Annotated in this window: 13 protein-coding genes; 11 read left to right on the top strand and 2 right to left on the bottom strand. The window is 59.3% G+C overall.

Features of this window, described 5'->3' with window-relative positions:
- Positions 1–323: 323 nt before the first annotated feature.
- From panB to AO353_RS14345, 9 genes are all read left to right on the top strand, one after another.
- Complete coding sequence (panB, locus tag AO353_RS14385; protein WP_054595557.1) at positions 324–1,124, top strand: 3-methyl-2-oxobutanoate hydroxymethyltransferase; 801 nt, start codon at positions 324–326, stop codon at positions 1,122–1,124.
- Positions 1,121–1,981 carry a pantoate--beta-alanine ligase gene (gene panC, locus AO353_RS14380; RefSeq protein ID WP_054595556.1) on the top strand — a complete coding sequence of 287 codons (861 nt, stop codon included), beginning with the start codon at positions 1,121–1,123 and terminating at the stop codon, positions 1,979–1,981. Before panB ends, panC begins: the two co-directional genes overlap by 4 nt.
- A gap of 158 nt (positions 1,982–2,139) precedes the next feature.
- Positions 2,140–2,520 (top strand): aspartate 1-decarboxylase, encoded by a 381-nt coding sequence (gene panD / locus AO353_RS14375; RefSeq protein ID WP_003228271.1) that lies wholly within the window; start codon positions 2,140–2,142, stop codon positions 2,518–2,520.
- Positions 2,521–2,765: 245 nt separating this feature from the next.
- Positions 2,766–4,430, top strand: coding sequence for a glucose-6-phosphate isomerase (pgi, locus tag AO353_RS14370; protein ID WP_054595555.1), 1,665 nt, complete (start codon positions 2,766–2,768; stop codon positions 4,428–4,430).
- Between the two features lie 174 nt (positions 4,431–4,604).
- Complete coding sequence (gene acs, locus AO353_RS14365) at positions 4,605–6,542, top strand: acetate--CoA ligase (RefSeq protein ID WP_054595554.1); 1,938 nt, start codon at positions 4,605–4,607, stop codon at positions 6,540–6,542.
- A 63-nt stretch (positions 6,543–6,605) separates the two neighbouring features.
- Positions 6,606–7,478, top strand: coding sequence for an oxygenase MpaB family protein (locus AO353_RS14360; protein WP_054595553.1), 873 nt, complete (start codon positions 6,606–6,608; stop codon positions 7,476–7,478).
- 244 nt (positions 7,479–7,722) lie between these two features.
- Positions 7,723–8,739, top strand: a complete 1,017-nt coding sequence (locus AO353_RS14355; protein ID WP_054595552.1) for a class I SAM-dependent rRNA methyltransferase — start codon at positions 7,723–7,725, stop codon at positions 8,737–8,739.
- Between the two features lie 106 nt (positions 8,740–8,845).
- Entirely contained in the window at positions 8,846–11,788 is a 2,943-nt protein-coding gene (locus AO353_RS14350) for a DUF748 domain-containing protein (RefSeq protein ID WP_054595551.1), read from the top strand.
- Positions 11,789–11,790: 2 nt separating this feature from the next.
- Entirely contained in the window at positions 11,791–12,090 is a 300-nt protein-coding gene (locus AO353_RS14345) for a DUF2845 domain-containing protein (protein WP_054595550.1), read from the top strand.
- A gap of 111 nt (positions 12,091–12,201) precedes the next feature.
- On the opposite strand, the gene AO353_RS14340 is transcribed toward AO353_RS14345, so the two are convergent.
- Both AO353_RS14340 and AO353_RS14335 read right to left on the bottom strand, forming a co-directional pair.
- Positions 12,202–12,558 (bottom strand): BON domain-containing protein, encoded by a 357-nt coding sequence (locus AO353_RS14340; RefSeq protein ID WP_054595549.1) that lies wholly within the window; start codon positions 12,556–12,558, stop codon positions 12,202–12,204.
- A gap of 277 nt (positions 12,559–12,835) precedes the next feature.
- Positions 12,836–13,246 (bottom strand): pilin, encoded by a 411-nt coding sequence (locus AO353_RS14335; RefSeq protein WP_054595548.1) that lies wholly within the window; start codon positions 13,244–13,246, stop codon positions 12,836–12,838.
- A gap of 226 nt (positions 13,247–13,472) precedes the next feature.
- Between AO353_RS14335 and pilB the strand changes: the two genes are divergently transcribed.
- Positions 13,473–15,173 carry a type IV-A pilus assembly ATPase PilB gene (gene pilB / locus AO353_RS14330; RefSeq protein WP_054595547.1) on the top strand — a complete coding sequence of 567 codons (1,701 nt, stop codon included), beginning with the start codon at positions 13,473–13,475 and terminating at the stop codon, positions 15,171–15,173.
- A 3-nt stretch (positions 15,174–15,176) separates the two neighbouring features.
- The gene (locus AO353_RS14325) at positions 15,177–16,394 is read left to right on the top strand and encodes a type II secretion system F family protein (RefSeq protein ID WP_054595546.1); all 1,218 of its coding nucleotides are present in this window, start codon (positions 15,177–15,179) and stop codon (positions 16,392–16,394) included.
- The last annotated feature ends 2 nt before the right edge of the window (positions 16,395–16,396 follow it).

Here is a 16,396-nt window from a genome sequence, read left to right as displayed (position 1 = left end):
AGCAAGGCTTGCCGCGATGGCAACACTGCGGTTTCCAGACAGACCGCGTAATCGTTCATCGCGAGCAAGCTCAGCTCCTACAGATCTATGCTGAATCGCATCAGTAACGCCGGTAACACCAACGGCGTAACATTGCGGTAACACATCCAATTGACTTCCCGAGTTCTCCTCACGACTATAGGCGTCCCGCTGCCGGCAACCCGGCACTACAGGGCGCAATCCAGGCTTTTAAAGCACGACACAAGACCGTGCGCCTGAGTAAATGAAGAATCACGCGCGTTACCCGCAGTAGTTTTCCAAGCGCCTGAATGAGGATTTCTTACATGCCAGCTATCACCTTGACCACATTGCAGAGCCTCAAGCAAAAGGGTGAAAAAATCACCATGCTGACCTGCTACGACGCTACCTTCGCCCACGCTTGCAATGAGGCGGGTGTTGAAGTGTTGCTGGTGGGCGACTCCCTTGGCATGGTGTTGCAAGGACACGACAGCACCCTGCCGGTGACCAACGCCGAAATGGCTTACCACGTCGCCGCGGTCAAGCGTGGCAACACCGATGCCTTGATCCTCGCGGACCTGCCGTTCATGGCCTACGCCACCATCGAACAAACGATGACCAACAGTGCCCAGTTGATGCAGGCCGGTGCACACATGGTCAAGGTCGAAGGCGCGCTGTGGCTGGCCGAGTCGATTCGTCTGCTGGCCGAACGCGGTATTCCGGTGTGCGCACACATGGGTCTGACGCCACAGTCGGTGAACATTCTCGGCGGCTATAAAGTTCAGGGCCGCAATGAAAACCAGGCCCGGCAGATGCGTGCCGACGCGATTGCCCTGGAACAGGCCGGCGCGGCGATGCTGTTGCTCGAATGTGTACCGAGCGAGCTGGCCCACGAAATCACTCAAGCGGTGAAGATTCCGGTGATCGGCATCGGCGCCGGCAATGCCACCGACGGTCAGGTGCTGGTACTGCACGACATGCTCGGCCTGTCCCTCAGCGGCCGCGCGCCGAAGTTCGTGAAGAACTTCATGGCCGGCCAAGACAGCATTCACGCTGCCCTGAGCGCCTACGTCGCTGAAGTCAAAGCCGCAACCTTCCCTGGCGCCGAACACGGATTCTCTGCATGAACACTGTCAAAACCGTACGCGAACTGCGTGCCGCCGTCGCCCGCGCTCGCGGCGAAGGCAAACGTATCGGCTTCGTACCGACCATGGGCAACCTGCACAGTGGTCACGTCGCACTGGTCACCAAAGCCGCCCAACGAGCGGACTTCGTGGTCGCGAGCATTTTCGTCAACCCGCTGCAATTCGGTGCCGGCGAAGACCTCGACAAGTATCCGCGGACCTTGGCCGCCGACCAGGAGAAACTGCTGCAAGCCGGCTGTCACCTGCTGTTCGCCCCAACCGTCGAGGAAATGTACCCGGACGGCATGGCCGGCCAGACCCGCGTCAGCGTTCCACTGCTGTCTGAAGGCCTGTGTGGCGCCAGCCGCCCCGGGCATTTCGAAGGCGTGGCGACGGTGGTCAGCAAGTTGTTCAACATGGTTCAGCCCGACCTCGCGGTCTTCGGTCAGAAAGACTTCCAGCAACTGGCGGTGATTCGTGCGCTGGTGCATGACCTGAACATGCCGATCCAGATCATTGGCGAACCCACCGTAAGAGCCGCCGACGGTTTGGCGCTGTCCTCGCGCAATGGTTTCCTCAGCGAAGAACAGCGGGCCGTCGCGCCAATTGTGTATCGCACGCTGAGCGACATCGCCGAAGCCATCAAACAGGGCGAACGCGATTATCCGGCGCTCCTGGCCCGGAAGATCGAGCAGCTCCAGGCCGCAGGGTTGCGTCCTGATTACCTGGAAATCCGCCACGCACTGACCCTGCGCCCAGCGACCGTGGATGACCGTGACCTGGTGATCCTGGTGGCCGCTTTCCTGGGCACGACCCGGTTGATCGACAACCTGCACCTGAACCTCGACGCTCCGGTTTAAAGGGCAAGATCAAAAGATCGCAGCCGGCGGCAGCAACTACAGAATTATACGATTCCGTGTAGGAGCTGCCGCAGGCTGCGATCTTTTGCGGTGTATTGCCGGCCTCAAAAGCTTCGGGCAAACTGCCCGCCGTTCGGATCTGACCAAGGGAAACACTCATGCACGCCATCATGCTCAAAGCCAAGCTGCATCGCGCCGAAGTTACCCACGCAGTGCTCGACTACGAAGGCTCTTGCGCCATCGACGGCGAATGGCTGGACCTGTCCGGGATCCGTGAGTACGAACAGATCCAGATCTACAACGTCGACAACGGCGAACGCTTCACCACTTACGCCATCCGTGGCGAAGAAGGCTCGCGCATGATCTCGGTCAACGGTGCCGCCGCACACAAGGCCAAGGTCGGTGATCGGGTGATCATCTGCGCTTACGCTCATTACAGCGAAGCCGAACTGCTCAATTTCAAACCGCGCATGCTCTACATGGCTCCAGGCAACGAGTTGAGCCATACCAGCAATGCCATCCCGGTTCAGGTCGCCTGAACCCTCCCCCGTACTCCGAACACTGAAAACCCGCCTGCCTGGCTACCTGATGTGCCGGTACAAAAAAGTACCGGCCACAGGTCAGACAAAGCCAAGACAGATCACACCGCGAGGTTTACTGTTATCGCCCTGCGCTATTTAATCGTTTATTCGCAGTTCAACCGGAGGGTGCCTGTCATCAAACAGGACATTCCGGTTTTTTCAGTGTCCTAAAGGCAGCCCAAGTAAAAAGGAAACCCGCAGCGATGGCGTACTACCGCACTCCTCATGACGTTACCGCTCTGCCAGCCTGGCAGGCGCTGAATGATCACCGCCAAGCCATGCAGGATTTCAGCATGCGCGAAGCGTTCAATGCCGACCCGCAGCGTTTTACCCAGTTCACACTGAGCAGCTGTGGACTATTTCTTGATTACTCGAAAAACCTGATCAATACCGAAACCCGCAATCTGCTGGTGGGCCTGGCGAACGAAGTCGGCTTGCAAGACGCGATCAAGGCGTTGTTCAACGGCGAAATCGTCAATGCCTCCGAAGGCCGTCCGGCGCTGCATACGGCCCTGCGCCGCCCGGTGGGCGACAAGCTGTCGGTCAATGGCGTCAACGTCATGCCTGACGTGCACAAAGTGCTGAACCAGATCACCGAGCTGGTCGGGCGCATTCACGACGGCCTGTGGCGTGGTTACACCGAGAAGCCGATCACTGACGTGGTGAACATCGGCATCGGTGGTTCGTTCCTCGGCCCTGAGCTGGTGTCCGAAGCGCTGTTGTCCTACGCCCAGAAAGGCGTGCGCTGCCATTACCTGGCGAACATCGACGGCAGCGAATTCCATGAGTTGTCGGCAAAGATTCGTGCCGAAACCACGCTGTTCATCGTTTCCTCGAAATCCTTCAACACCCTCGAAACCCTGAAAAACGCCCAGGCCGCTCGCGCCTGGTACCTGGCTCAGGGCGGCTCCGAAGCCGAGCTGTATCGCCACTTCATCGCCGTTTCGAGCAACAACGCTGCGGCCGTGGCCTTCGGTATTCGCGAAGAAAACATCTTCCCGATGTGGGACTGGGTTGGTGGGCGTTACTCGCTGTGGTCGGCCATCGGTTTGCCGATTGCCCTGGCCATCGGCATGTCGAACTTCAAGGAACTGCTGTCCGGCGCCTACACCATGGACCAGCACTTCCAGAGCGCACCGTTCGAACAGAACATGCCGGTGCTGCTGGCATTACTGGGTGTCTGGTATGGCAACTTCTGGGGCGCGCAAAGCCACGCGATCCTGCCGTATGACCACTACCTGCGCAACATCACCAAGCACTTGCAGCAACTGGACATGGAGTCCAACGGCAAGAGCGTACGTCAGGACGGCACACCGGTTTCCACCGATACCGGTCCGGTCATCTGGGGCGGCGTCGGTTGCAACGGTCAACACGCCTATCACCAGTTGCTGCACCAAGGCACCCAGCTGATTCCAGCCGACTTCATCGTGCCGATCGTTAGCTTCAACCCGGTTGCCGACCACCATCAGTGGCTGTACGCCAACTGCCTGTCGCAAAGCCAGGCGCTGATGCTCGGCAAGACCCGCGCCGAGGCGGAAGCCGAGCTGCGTGAAAAAGGCGTGGCCGAAGACCAGGTGCAAAAACTCGCGTCGCACAAGGTGATCCCGGGCAACCGCCCGAGCAACACCCTGGTGGTCGAGCGCATCAGCCCGCGTCGTCTTGGCGCGCTGGTGGCGATGTACGAGCACAAGGTGTTCGTGCAGAGCGTGATCTGGGGCATCAACGCCTTCGACCAATGGGGCGTGGAGTTGGGCAAGGAGCTGGGCAAAGGCGTCTACAGCCGCCTGGTCGGCAGCGAAGAAACCCCGGCCGAAGACGCTTCGACCCAGGGCCTGATCAACTACTTCCGCGGTCGTCACCGCGGGTGATTTGACCCTCAAAGCTTGCTCGCGATGCAAACACTGCGGTGTATCCGATACACCGCATCATCGTTCATCGCGAGCAAGCTCTGCTCCTACGAGGGTCGCGTAGCTCCCCTCTTGAACCCGATAGTCACTCGGCGCATCTTTATCACTTGTGCAATACAAGCATAAGGAACCGCCATGTTCGATATCAGCACGTTCCCCAAAGCCGATGCCGTCCGCCAGGCTGCGCAACTGAGTCAGGACGACTACCAGCGCCTGTACCGCCAATCCATCGAGCAACCCGACGTTTTCTGGGCCGAACAGGCCAAGCGTTTTCTTGACTGGTCGACCCCCTGGCAAAGCGTTCAACACACGAATATCAAAACCGGCGCGGCACAATGGTTTGCCGGTGCTCAGCTCAACGTCAGCTATAACTGCATCGATCGCCACCTCGCCCAACGCGGCGAACAGACCGCGATCATCTGGGAAGGCGACGACCCGGCTGAATCGCTGCACATCACCTACCAAAAACTTCATCACTGCGTTTGCCGCCTGGCCAACGTGCTGAAAAGCCGTGGCGTAAAAAAAGGCGACCGGGTGTGCATCTACATGCCAATGATCCCTGAAGCCGCCTACGCAATGCTCGCCTGTGCACGCATTGGCGCCGTGCACTCGGTGGTCTTTGGCGGGTTTTCCCCCGACTCCCTGCGTGACCGGATCCTCGACGCGGACTGCCGCACCGTGATTACCGCCGATGAAGGGGTACGTGGCGGTAAATACGTACCGCTCAAACAGAACGTCGACAAAGCCCTGCTCAGTTGCCCGGCCGTCAGTACTGTCGTAGTGGTCGAACACACTCAGATCGAGGTCAATTGGGTCGAGGGCCGCGACCTCTGGTATCACCAGGCCCTACGCGACGTCAGCGACGACTGCCCGCCAGAACCCATGGACGCCGAAGACCCGTTGTTCATCCTTTACACTTCCGGCAGCACCGGTAAACCCAAAGGCGTGCTTCACACCACTGGCGGCTATCTGCTGCAAGCGGCGATGACCTTCAAGTACGTGTTCGACTACCGCGACGGCGAAGTTTTCTGGTGCACCGCCGACGTCGGCTGGGTCACCGGCCACAGCTACATCGTCTACGGGCCACTGGCCAATGGCGCGACCACACTGATCTTCGAAGGCGTGCCAAGCTACCCGAACAGCTCGCGGTTCTGGCAGGTCATCGACAAGCATCAGGTGAACATCTTCTACACCGCACCCACCGCCTTGCGAGCCCTGATGCGCGAAGGCCTGGAGCCGTTGAAAGACAGCTCACGCGCCAGTTTGCGGCTGCTGGGCAGCGTTGGCGAGCCGATCAACCCGGAAGCCTGGGACTGGTATTTCAACGCAGTCGGCGAGCAGCGCTGCCCGATCGTCGACACATGGTGGCAGACCGAAACCGGCGGCATCATGCTCAGCCCGCTGGTCAGTGCACAACGGATCAAACCCGGTTGCGCAACCCGGCCGATGTTCGGCGTGCAACCAGTATTGCTCGATGAACACGGCAAGGAAATCAGCGGCGCCGGCAGCGGCGTGCTCGCCATAAAATCAAGCTGGCCAGGGCAAATCCGCAGTGTCTATGGCGACCCGCAACGCATGATCGATACCTATTTCAAACCCTATCCCGGCTACTACTTCACCGGCGACGGCGCACGGCGCGATGAAGACGGCGACTACTGGATCACCGGACGCATCGATGATGTGATCAACGTCTCCGGGCACCGCATCGGCACCGCCGAAGTCGAAAGCGCACTGGTGCTGCATGACAGCATCGCCGAGGCTGCGGTGGTCGGTTACCCCCACGACCTCAAGGGCCAGGGCATCTACGCCTTTGTCACGCCGATGAACGGCATCGAACCCAGCGACGCATTGAAGAAAGAACTGCTGGCCCACGTCAGCCAGGAAATCGGCAGTTTCGCCAAACCCGATCTGATCCAATGGGCACCGGCCTTGCCGAAAACCCGTTCGGGCAAGATCATGCGGCGCATCCTGCGCAAGATTGCCTGCAATGAGCTCGACAGCCTCGGTGACACCTCGACCCTGGCCGACCCCAGCGTGGTCGCCGGGCTGATCGACAAGCGTCTGAACCAATGATCTGTTCACCCAAGCGCGGCCGTTGGCCGCGCACTTTTTAAATGCCATAGCCACCGAGTCGTCATGGAATTCATCCGTAGCCGTATCGAAACCCAGATCATGAGCCTGTCCGGCCTTTCGCTGGGCAAGCTCGACCTGGAAAACCCCAAGGGCGATCCCGGGCTCTTCGGCCCCGACTCGGTGAGCTGGCAAGTGCATGGCGACTTCAGCAGCATGCTCATCGGCGGCATCAGCGCCTTGATGCTGCAAGCCTTGCACCCGCTGGCACTGGCCGGGGTCTGGGACCACTCGAATTTCCGTGAGGACATGCTCGGTCGACTGCGCCGCACCGGGCAGTTCATCTCCGGTACCACCTTCGGTTCGCGTCAGGACGCCGAGTGGCTGATCGAGAAAGTGCGCACCATTCACCTGCAAGTGGTCGGCACCGCGCCCGATGGGCGCCCTTATGCCGCCAGCGATCCGGACCTGCTGACCTGGGTCCATGTGGCCGAGGTCAGCAATTTTCTCGCTGCGCATTTGCGCTACCGCAATCCGAATCTTTCGCCCACCGATCAGGACCGTTACTACAGCGAGATCGCCTTGGTCGCCGAGCGTCTGGGCGCCCGCGATGTTCCGCGCTCACGGCGGGAAATCAGCGAATACCTTGAGCGAATTCGCCCACAACTACTGTGCGATGAACGCAGCCGCGAAGTGCTGCGGTTGCTCCTCGCTGCACCGTCACCCAGCCGCCTGGCCAGGCCCTTCGGTGGGCTGATGATGCAAGCGGGCATCGACCTGCTGCCCGACTGGGCCAGTGACATGCTTGGTGTCCGCCAGAATCCGCTGCAACGCAAACTGATTCGCGCCAGCGTCAATCGCAGTGCCCCGATGCTGCGCTGGGCGGTGCGCAATGGTTCGGTGCAGCGGGCCAAACGGCGGATGGGAATCCCCAGCTGAATGCGTACTGCTGCCGATCGAACACCAAGTCCTCGCCAAACAATTACCCTGTGGCGAGGGAGCTTGCTCCCGTTGGAGCGCGAAGCGCTCCCAAATCCTTCAGCCGAGTTCTTTCAGACAGAGCACGGTCGAATGTTTTACGGGTGCTGCGCACCCGAGCGGGAGCAAGCTCCCTCGCCACAGGGGATCCATCGATCACAATCCTGTTAAACTCTCGCGCCAAATTCCCCAGCAAGGCGCGTCCATGTCTTCCTTGAATCAGGCGCTGCGCGCCGCCCTCGATCATCGCCAAGACTTGCTCGCCGAGCTCCACTCGCAAGGCACCGACTGCTATCGACTGTTTCATGGCAGCCAGGAAGGTGCTGGCGGCCTGACCGTCGACCGTTACGGCCCGCAACTGCTGGTCCAGAGCTTTCACCAGTCGCTGGAACGCGATGACTTGCTCGCGCTGCACGCGACCATCAATCAGCATCTGGGCCTGGACACCCTGCTGGTCTATAACGACCGCTCGCGGGGTAACTCGCGCATTGATCGCGAAGACACGGTCTACCGCGCCGAAGAGGCAGCTCTTGTCGACATGGTCGGCCACGAATGGGGCCTGAACTACCGGGTCCGCGGTCGCCACGCCGGACAGGATCCGCTGCTGTTTCTCGACCTGCGCAACGCCCGCGGCTGGGTCAAGGACCACAGCGCCGGCAAAAGCGTGCTGAACCTGTTCGCCTACACCTGCGGCGTCGGCCTTGCCGCGGCGGCTGGCGGTGCACGCGAGGTGTGCAATCTGGATTTCGCCGAGGGTAACCTGGCAGTCGGCCGTGAGAACGGCCTGCTCAACCCGCAATTGCCGACCATGCAGTTCGTACAGTCCGATTACTTCCCGGCCATCCGCCAACTCGCCGGCCTGCCGATCAGCCAGCGCCGTGGACAGAAACTGCCCAGTTATCCGCGCCTGGAACAGCGTCAGTACGACCTGGTCCTGCTCGATCCACCCGCCTGGGCCAAAAGTGCATTCGGCACCGTTGACCTGCTGCGCGACTACCAGAGTTTGCTCAAACCGGCGCTACTGGCCACCGCCGACGATGGCGTGCTGATCTGCTGCAACAACCTGGCAAAAGTCAGCATGGACGACTGGCGTGAGCAGGTGCTGCGCTGCGCAGAAAAGGCCGGACGCCCGGTGCGCGACTGGAAAGTGCTGACACCTGGCAGCGACTTTCCGTCGATGGATCAGCAGCCGCCGCTGAAAACCCTGATCCTGCAACTCTGAGCTCTTTCGAAAAAACCTGACATTTGCTGTTCAAGGTGATTGCTTTGGAACCAGAATCGCATGCCATACTCCAAGCCACTCCCGATTCCGATAGTTGAAGCCGAACATGCCCAAAGGATTGATTCGCGCCATCGGCGCCTTGTTGATTGCCGTCGCCCTTTATAGCTTGTTGGGGTTTCTGATTTTACCGGGCATCGCCTTGCGAATCGCCAATCAACAATTGGCCAACTACGCGGCGGTGCCTGCGCACATTCAACGGATCGAACTCAATCCTTTCAGTCTCGAACTGACCGTTTGGGGCCTGAACATCGGCGAGCCGGGCAAGGAACAGCTCGCCTTCGAGCGCCTGTACGCCAACCTGCAAATCGATAGCCTCTGGACTCGTGCACTGCACTTGATCAATGTGCAGCTGGACAAGCCGAAAACCGAGATTCTGTTCAACAAGGACGGCAGCCTGAACCTCACGCAACTGTTCAAGTTGCCAGCCAGTGAGCCGACGCCTGCGGACCCGAACGCCAAACCCTTCCCGCTGCGCATCGACCACATCAATCTGGCCAGTGGTTATGTGCACTTCCAGGACCTGCGCCCGAGCGAGCCGATCGAATTCCTGTACGACACGCTCAATCTGGAGTTGAACAACCTCAGTACCCTGCCCGACGACAACGCCGCCATGACCCTCGTCGCAGCTGGCCCGGCGGGTGGTCGGATCGACTGGACCGGCCACATCAGCCTGGTGCCCATCAGCTCCGAAGGCACACTGAAAGTCACCGACGGCAAAATGAAATCCTGGTGGCCTTACGTGCGTGACGCATTGCCGCTGGTGCTCGAAGACGGAACGCTGAACCTGAGCACCGATTACAAGTTCAACCTGACGCAGGGAACCGAACTGCTGCTGAGCAACGCCTCGGTCAGCGTTGCTCCGTTCGCCATCAAGGCCCCGGATGGCCGGCCGCTGGTGCGCCTCGAACGTCTGGACGTCAGCGAGACCACGGTCGATCTGGTCAAGCAACAAGTGATCGTCGGCAAGATCCGCAGCCAGAAGCTCGAAACCTGGGCCGCCCGCGAAGCCGATGGCCTGCTCGACTGGCAGAAACTCTTCGCCAGCCAACCGACCAAACCGGCCACAAAACCCGAGTCAACCAAGGCTCCGGCGGCGGCAGACTCGCCGCAACCAAAACCCGATCCGGCGGTGCCGAGCAAGCCCTGGCAAGTGCTGCTCAAGGATGTCGAGCTGCGCAACTATCAAGTGCACTTGGCCGACCGTCAGGCCCAGCCGGCGGTGGCACTGGAGCTTGGCCCGCTGAACGTCGACGTGAAGAATTTCGATAGCCTCAATGGTTCGCCGTTCTCCCTCAAGGTCGATACCGGCCTGGGCAAGCAGGGCAAGATTCTCGCGAATGGCGAGGTCAACCTCGCGCCGATCAGCGCCAAACTCAAGGTCCAGACCAAAGACATCGACTTGCGCGTCGCCCAGTCCTATATCAACCCGTTCATTCGTCTGGAGCTGCGTTCCGGGATGCTCGGCAGCGACCTGGCGGTTGACCTGAAAAGCACCGAGCCACTGGCGTTCAGCGTTACCGGCCGCGCTCAGGTCGACCAATTGCACACCCTGGACACTCTGAAAACCCGCGACTTCCTCAAGTGGCAGCAAGTGGTGGTCGAAGGCCTGAACTACCAACATGGCGATAGCCTGTCGATCGACAAGATCAACCTGCAACAGCCCTATGTGCGCTTCATGATCAACGATGATCGCACCACCAACATCAACGACCTGCTGATCCCGCAATCGCCCGACAACGGCAGTAAAACCGCCGCCGCGAAACCTGCTGCAAGCAAGGACAAGCCACTGGGTATCCACATCGGCGCGATTGCGATCAACGACGGTTCGGCGAACTTCGCCGACTTCAGCCTGACACCGAACTTTGCCACCGCCATTCAACAGCTCAACGGCCAGATCGGCACCATCGACAGCCGCCAGGTCAAACCTGCCGCCGTCGACATCAAGGGCAAAGTCGACCGCTACGCCCCGGTGACCATCAAGGGCAGCGTCACCCCGTTCGACCCGATGACCGCGCTGGATATCGCCACCAGTTTCAAACGCGTCGAACTGACCACCCTGACCCCCTACTCCGGCAAATTTGCCGGTTACCGGATCCGCAAGGGCCGGCTCAATCTCGACCTGCACTACCAGATCGTCAAAGGCCAGTTGAAAGCCGAAAACAAAGTGGTGGTGGAGCAACTGCAACTGGGCGAAAAAGTCGACAGCCCGGACGCCGTGAGCTTGCCGCTGAAACTGGCCATCGCCTTGCTCAAGGACAGCGATGGCAAAATTTCCATTGATCTGCCGATAACAGGCGATCTGAACAACCCGCAATTCAGCATCATGCCGATCATCTGGCAAACCCTGCGCAACCTGATCGTGCGCGCGGCCGAGGCACCCTTCAAGCTCATTGGCGGGCTGGTCAACGGCAGTGGGGCCGAGGACCTGGGCAGCGTGTCGTTCGCACCCGGTTCAAGTGAGCTGAGCAAGAACGCCGAGTCGGCGCTCGATACCCTGGCCAAAGCGCTCAAGGAACGTCCGGCCCTGCGCCTGGAAATCGAAGGTACCGCCGCCGAGAAGAGCGATGGCCCCTTGATTGCCGAACAGCGACTGGAACGTGAATACCAGTACAACTACTACAAAATGCTCCAGCGTCGCGGCGACAAAGTCCCTGCGCAAGCTTCGTTGCTGGCAGTCCCGGACAGCGAAAAAGGCCCGCTGCTCGAAGCCATTTACCGCACACGCCTGAAAACCCAGCCACCGGCCGAATGGACGCAACTGGGCAAAGCAGAGCGCACCGCCAAACTGCGTGAAGGCGTGATCAAGTTCTGGTCTTCAGACACCGCGCTGCTGCGCCAACTGGGTCAGGATCGCGCCAGCACCATCAAGGACTACCTGGTCGACAAAGCCCAGCTCGCCGATGACCGGGTGTATTTCGTTGACGCTAACCTGGGCGAAGCCGAAAGCGATGGCCGAGTCGTCACGCCCATGCACCTGGATGCGGAGTAAGCATGAATAGCCGATTGCTGATCAGCCTGGCACTGGCGTTCTTCGCCAGCCAGGTGCAAGCCCAGACCGATACCTTGCGCTGCGGCAGTCAGTTGATCAGCGTCGGCGATCGCACCAGTGAAGTGCTGCACAAATGTGGCGAGCCGGTTGCACGTGATGCGTTGGGCTACAAACGCAGCGCCAATCGCCGGGAAGAAGTCCCGGTTGAGGAATGGACCTACGGTCCGAACAGCGGCATGTACCAATACCTGCGCTTTGAAGGCAACCGCCTGGTACGGATCACCAGCAAACGCGGAAACTGATTGGAAAAGATCGCAGCCTGCGGCAGCTCCTACGCCAAAATCATGGTCTGTAGGAGCTGCCGCAGACTGCGATCTTTTGCTTCTCCCCGCTCCGGCGGGAAACCTTCAGTCTTACTGGGCCAACAGGCCATCAGCCGATACAGCTTTGACACCTTTGATTTTCTTGGTGATAGCGACGGCCATATCTTTCTGAGACTGGGTAATGGCTACTTTCGACGATAGAGAAACGACGCCTTTGTTGGTTTCGACTTTGATGTCGGTGCCAGGAATCCCCTTCTCGGTGACCAGATCGCTTTTCACTTTAGTGGTGATCCAGGTATCGGAAGTTGCTTCCTCGGCCTTGGTCATTTCACCGGCAGCCACCACCATCGGCGACGGTGTGGCTTGAGTGGTCTGCGCAAATGCAGCGTTGGCCATGGTCAGGGTCAGAGCGGTTGCAGCGGCGGCAGCGATAGCGAACGTCTTCATACGAGTCACTCCTGTTCTTCCAGAAAGTCTGCTGCATGCCTTCTCAGCAGGGTTAACAGAGACAGTGCGAAGGCCGTGCCAACTTGAGACAGCTAAATAAACCGATAAAAATCAATGCGTTATAAAAAAACCAAATAACTGGAGTCATGCAAAATGCATGACCCGGGCGTTGTTGACATGCAAGTTGCGGGTTTTATCGAATTACCGCGATGCCATCGAACGGTCGAGAAAATGCCTCGCGTCCGTAGAGGCGAGGCATTGAGGCTTCGATACAGGATCAGACGCCAGTGCAACCCTTGGGCGCGTAGTCCTGCAGCGCGGTGGTCGCGCAGGTCCAGCCACCGGCCAGTGTCCGCGTCAGCGTGATGGTTTTGCTGAGCACCGGACCTGGTGCATTGACAATCGTGCAAACAATAGTACCTGCACCGCTGGAAGCAGTACCCGATGCCGTGATTGTGCAGTTACCGGTAGTTGCCGTACCACCGATCAGCGCCAGTGTCGGGTCGGTCCCCTGATTGATAATGTCTTCAAAAGGCACCTTCAGTGCTGAAATTTCCGCCAGCCCCGCGGTGACCTTCGCCCGCGCCTGATACTTGGAATACAGCGGCAACGCGAACGTCGCCAGAATGCCGATGATCGCCACCACGATCAGCAGCTCGATGAGGGTAAAACCTTTTTGATTATTCATAGAACAGGCTCCATGCATGAGGCGAAATCTCATGTCCTGAACCAGTCAAAGCACAGCACATGCCAACCCCTGCGCCCCCGGCTTACAGGGTGTCAGATCGGCAAAAGCCCGGCACATACCCCGAGGAACCGCACTATCTGACACTTTTTGTCACCTCAAGAGCGCTGGTGAGGTTCCATCCGTTGACTAGGCTATAAGTCTTGAACGGTCTGTGCCTGGTAATCGAATGAATGACATCGCCCTCAGCGGTCTGGCCAAGCAATTGGTGCTGGCCGAACTGCTCACTGACAAAAGCGCGCAACAGGCGTATCAGCAAGCTCAGCGCAATCGCGTTTCCCTGGTCAGCTATCTGGTACAGAACAAAATGGTGAGCAGTCGCCAGGTTGCGGAAATTGCCTCAGAGCATTTCGGCGTCGCCTTCCTCGACCTCAACTGTCTCGACAAAGACTCCCAGCCCAAAGACCTGGTCAGTGAAAAGCTGATTCGTCAGCACCACGCCCTGCCACTCTGGCGGCGCGGCAACAAACTGTTCGTGGGCATTTCCGACCCGAGCAATCAGCAGGCGATCAACGATATCCAGTTCAGCACCGGGCTCACCACCGAAGCGATCCTGGTCGAAGACGACAAGCTCAGCGACGCCATCGAGAAATTCTTCGACAGCCACAGCACGGGCCTGGAAGACATGGCCGATATCGACCTCGGGGGCCCGGACATCGAAGCCGTCGACGACCAGCGCCAGGACGCTGTCACCGGCCAGGACTCCGACGATGCCCCGGTGGTGCGCTTCGTCAACAAGATGCTGCTAGACGCGATCAAGGGCGGCTCCTCGGACCTGCATTTCGAGCCCTACGAAAAAATCTATCGGGTGCGGGTACGGACCGACGGCATGCTGCGCGAAGTTGCCAGGCCGCCGACTCAATTGGCCAACCGCATCGCTGCCCGTCTCAAGGTGATGGCCAGCCTGGACATTTCTGAACGTCGAAAACCCCAGGACGGGCGGCTCAAGATGCACCTGTCGAAAAGCAAATCCATCGATTTTCGGGTCAACACCCTGCCAACGTTGTGGGGCGAAAAAATCGTGATCCGGATTCTCGACCCCTCCAGTGCACAGATGGGCATCGACGCGCTGGGTTACGAGCCCGATCAAAAAGACCTGTATATGGCGGCGCTCAAGCAACCTCAAGGGCTGATTCTGGTCACCGGGCCGACGGGTTCAGGGAAAACCGTGTCGCTGTACACCGGGTTGAATATCCTTAATACCGTCGACATCAACATCTCCACCGCCGAAGACCCGGTGGAAATCAACATGGAAGGCATCAACCAGGTCAACGTCAATCCCAGGCAGGGCCTGGATTTCGCTCAGGCGTTGCGCTCATTTCTGCGCCAGGACCCGGACGTGATCATGGTCGGCGAGATCCGCGATCTGGAAACCGCCGAAATCGCGATCAAGGCTGCGCAAACCGGACACCTGGTGCTTTCCACCCTGCACACCAACAGCGCGGCTGAAACCCTGACCCGGCTGCACAACATGGGCATCCCGGGGTTCAACATCGCCACGGCCGTGCACCTGATCATTGCCCAGCGCCTGGCCCGCAAGCTGTGCAGCCACTGCAAAAAAAACCTCTCGATTCCCGACGAAACCCTGATCAAGGAAGGCTTCCCACGGGAACGCATCGGCTCCTTCACGATCTACGAACCCGTCGGTTGCGATCTCTGCAACAACGGCTACAAAGGGCGAGTCGGAATCTATGAAGTGGTGAAAAACACCCCGCAGCTGCAACGGCTGATCATGGCTGAAGGCAATTCTCTGGAAATCGATACGCAAATGCGCAAGGACGGCTTCAACGACCTGCGCACCTCGGGCTTGCTCAAGGCCATGCAGGGCATCACCAGCCTCGAAGAAATCAACCGGGTCACCAAGGATTGAGTCATGGCGGTCAAAGCAATCAAGGTCAGCGTCTACGCCTGGGAAGGCACCGACAGGAAAGGCAGCAAGGTAACCGGCGAGCTGAGCGGTCATAACCCGGCCTTGATCAAGGCGCAGCTACGCAAACAAGGGATCAACCCGGGCAAAGTACGGAAAAAAACCGCTTCGCTGTTCAACCTCGGCAACCGTATCAAGCCGCTGGACATTGCTCTCTTCACCCGGCAAATGGCGACCATGATGAAAGCCGGTGTGCCGCTGCTGCAGTCGTTCGACATCATCGGCGAGGGCTTCGACAACCCGAACATGCGCAAGCTGGTGGACGAGGTGAAACAGGAAGTCGCCGCCGGCAACAGCTTCGCCACCGCACTGCGGAAAAAGCCGCAGTACTTCGATGAGCTCTACTGCAACCTGGTCGACGCGGGCGAGCAGGCCGGCGCGCTCGACACGCTGCTGGAGCGGATTGCGACCTACAAGGAAAAAAGCGAAAGCCTCAAGGCCAAGATCAAAAAAGCCATGACCTATCCGCTGGCCGTGGTCTTTGTCGCAATCATCGTCACCGGCATTCTGCTGGTCAAAGTGGTCCCGCAATTTCAGTCGGTGTTTTCCGGATTTGGTGCAGAACTCCCGGCCTTTACCCTGATGGTGATCGGTCTGTCCGAGTTCATGCAGGCGTGGTGGTGGCTGTTACTCGGCGGCCTGATCATCGGGGCCCTGAGCTTTCGCCATGCGCTCAAGCGCTCGCAACGCTTTTGCGATTGGCTGGATGCCAAACTGCTGAAAATGCCGATACTCGGCGCACTGCTCTACAAATCGGCGGTGGCGCGCTTTGCCCGTACCCTGTCGACCACCTTCGCCGCAGGCGTCCCCCTGGTCGAAGCTCTGGATTCGGTAGCAGGTGCTACTGGCAATATCGTGTTCAAACGGGCGGTTCTGCGCATCAAACAGGATGTCTCCACCGGCATGCAATTGAACTTCTCGATGCGCACCAGCAGGATTTTCCCCAACATGGCGATTCAAATGGCCGCCATTGGCGAGGAGTCTGGCGCACTCGACGATATGCTCGACAAAGTTGCGATCTACTATGAAGCTGAAGTCGACAATATGGTCGACAGCCTGACCAGCCTGTTGGAGCCGTTCATCATGGTGGTGCTCGGCGTCATTGTCGGCGGGCTGGTGGTTGCCATGTACCTGCCCATTTTCCAACTCGGTTCAGCGATTTGAAC

The sequence above is a fragment of the Pseudomonas fluorescens genome, assembly GCF_001307155.1.
Classification (GTDB): domain Bacteria; phylum Pseudomonadota; class Gammaproteobacteria; order Pseudomonadales; family Pseudomonadaceae; genus Aquipseudomonas; species Aquipseudomonas helvetica.
Note: the sequence above shows the minus strand (reverse complement) of the source record. Positions and strands in the feature narration are given on the sequence as shown.

What these genes read in the sequence shown, in the direction of transcription:
- pilB (WP_054595547.1), top strand. Translation starts at nt 13,473, where the DNA reads ATGAATGACATCGCCCTCAGCGGTCTGGCCAAGCAATTGGTGCTGGCC.
- panD (WP_003228271.1), top strand. Translation starts at nt 2,140, where the DNA reads ATGCACGCCATCATGCTCAAAGCCAAGCTGCATCGCGCCGAAGTTACC.
- AO353_RS14360 (WP_054595553.1), top strand. Translation starts at nt 6,606, where the DNA reads ATGGAATTCATCCGTAGCCGTATCGAAACCCAGATCATGAGCCTGTCC.
- panB (WP_054595557.1), top strand. Translation starts at nt 324, where the DNA reads ATGCCAGCTATCACCTTGACCACATTGCAGAGCCTCAAGCAAAAGGGT.
- panC (WP_054595556.1), top strand. Translation starts at nt 1,121, where the DNA reads ATGAACACTGTCAAAACCGTACGCGAACTGCGTGCCGCCGTCGCCCGC.
- AO353_RS14325 (WP_054595546.1), top strand. Translation starts at nt 15,177, where the DNA reads ATGGCGGTCAAAGCAATCAAGGTCAGCGTCTACGCCTGGGAAGGCACC.
- AO353_RS14355 (WP_054595552.1), top strand. Translation starts at nt 7,723, where the DNA reads ATGTCTTCCTTGAATCAGGCGCTGCGCGCCGCCCTCGATCATCGCCAA.
- acs (WP_054595554.1), top strand. Translation starts at nt 4,605, where the DNA reads ATGTTCGATATCAGCACGTTCCCCAAAGCCGATGCCGTCCGCCAGGCT.
- AO353_RS14350 (WP_054595551.1), top strand. Translation starts at nt 8,846, where the DNA reads ATGCCCAAAGGATTGATTCGCGCCATCGGCGCCTTGTTGATTGCCGTC.
- AO353_RS14345 (WP_054595550.1), top strand. Translation starts at nt 11,791, where the DNA reads ATGAATAGCCGATTGCTGATCAGCCTGGCACTGGCGTTCTTCGCCAGC.
- AO353_RS14335 (WP_054595548.1), bottom strand. Translation starts at nt 13,246, where the DNA reads ATGAATAATCAAAAAGGTTTTACCCTCATCGAGCTGCTGATCGTGGTG.
- pgi (WP_054595555.1), top strand. Translation starts at nt 2,766, where the DNA reads ATGGCGTACTACCGCACTCCTCATGACGTTACCGCTCTGCCAGCCTGG.
- AO353_RS14340 (WP_054595549.1), bottom strand. Translation starts at nt 12,558, where the DNA reads ATGAAGACGTTCGCTATCGCTGCCGCCGCTGCAACCGCTCTGACCCTG.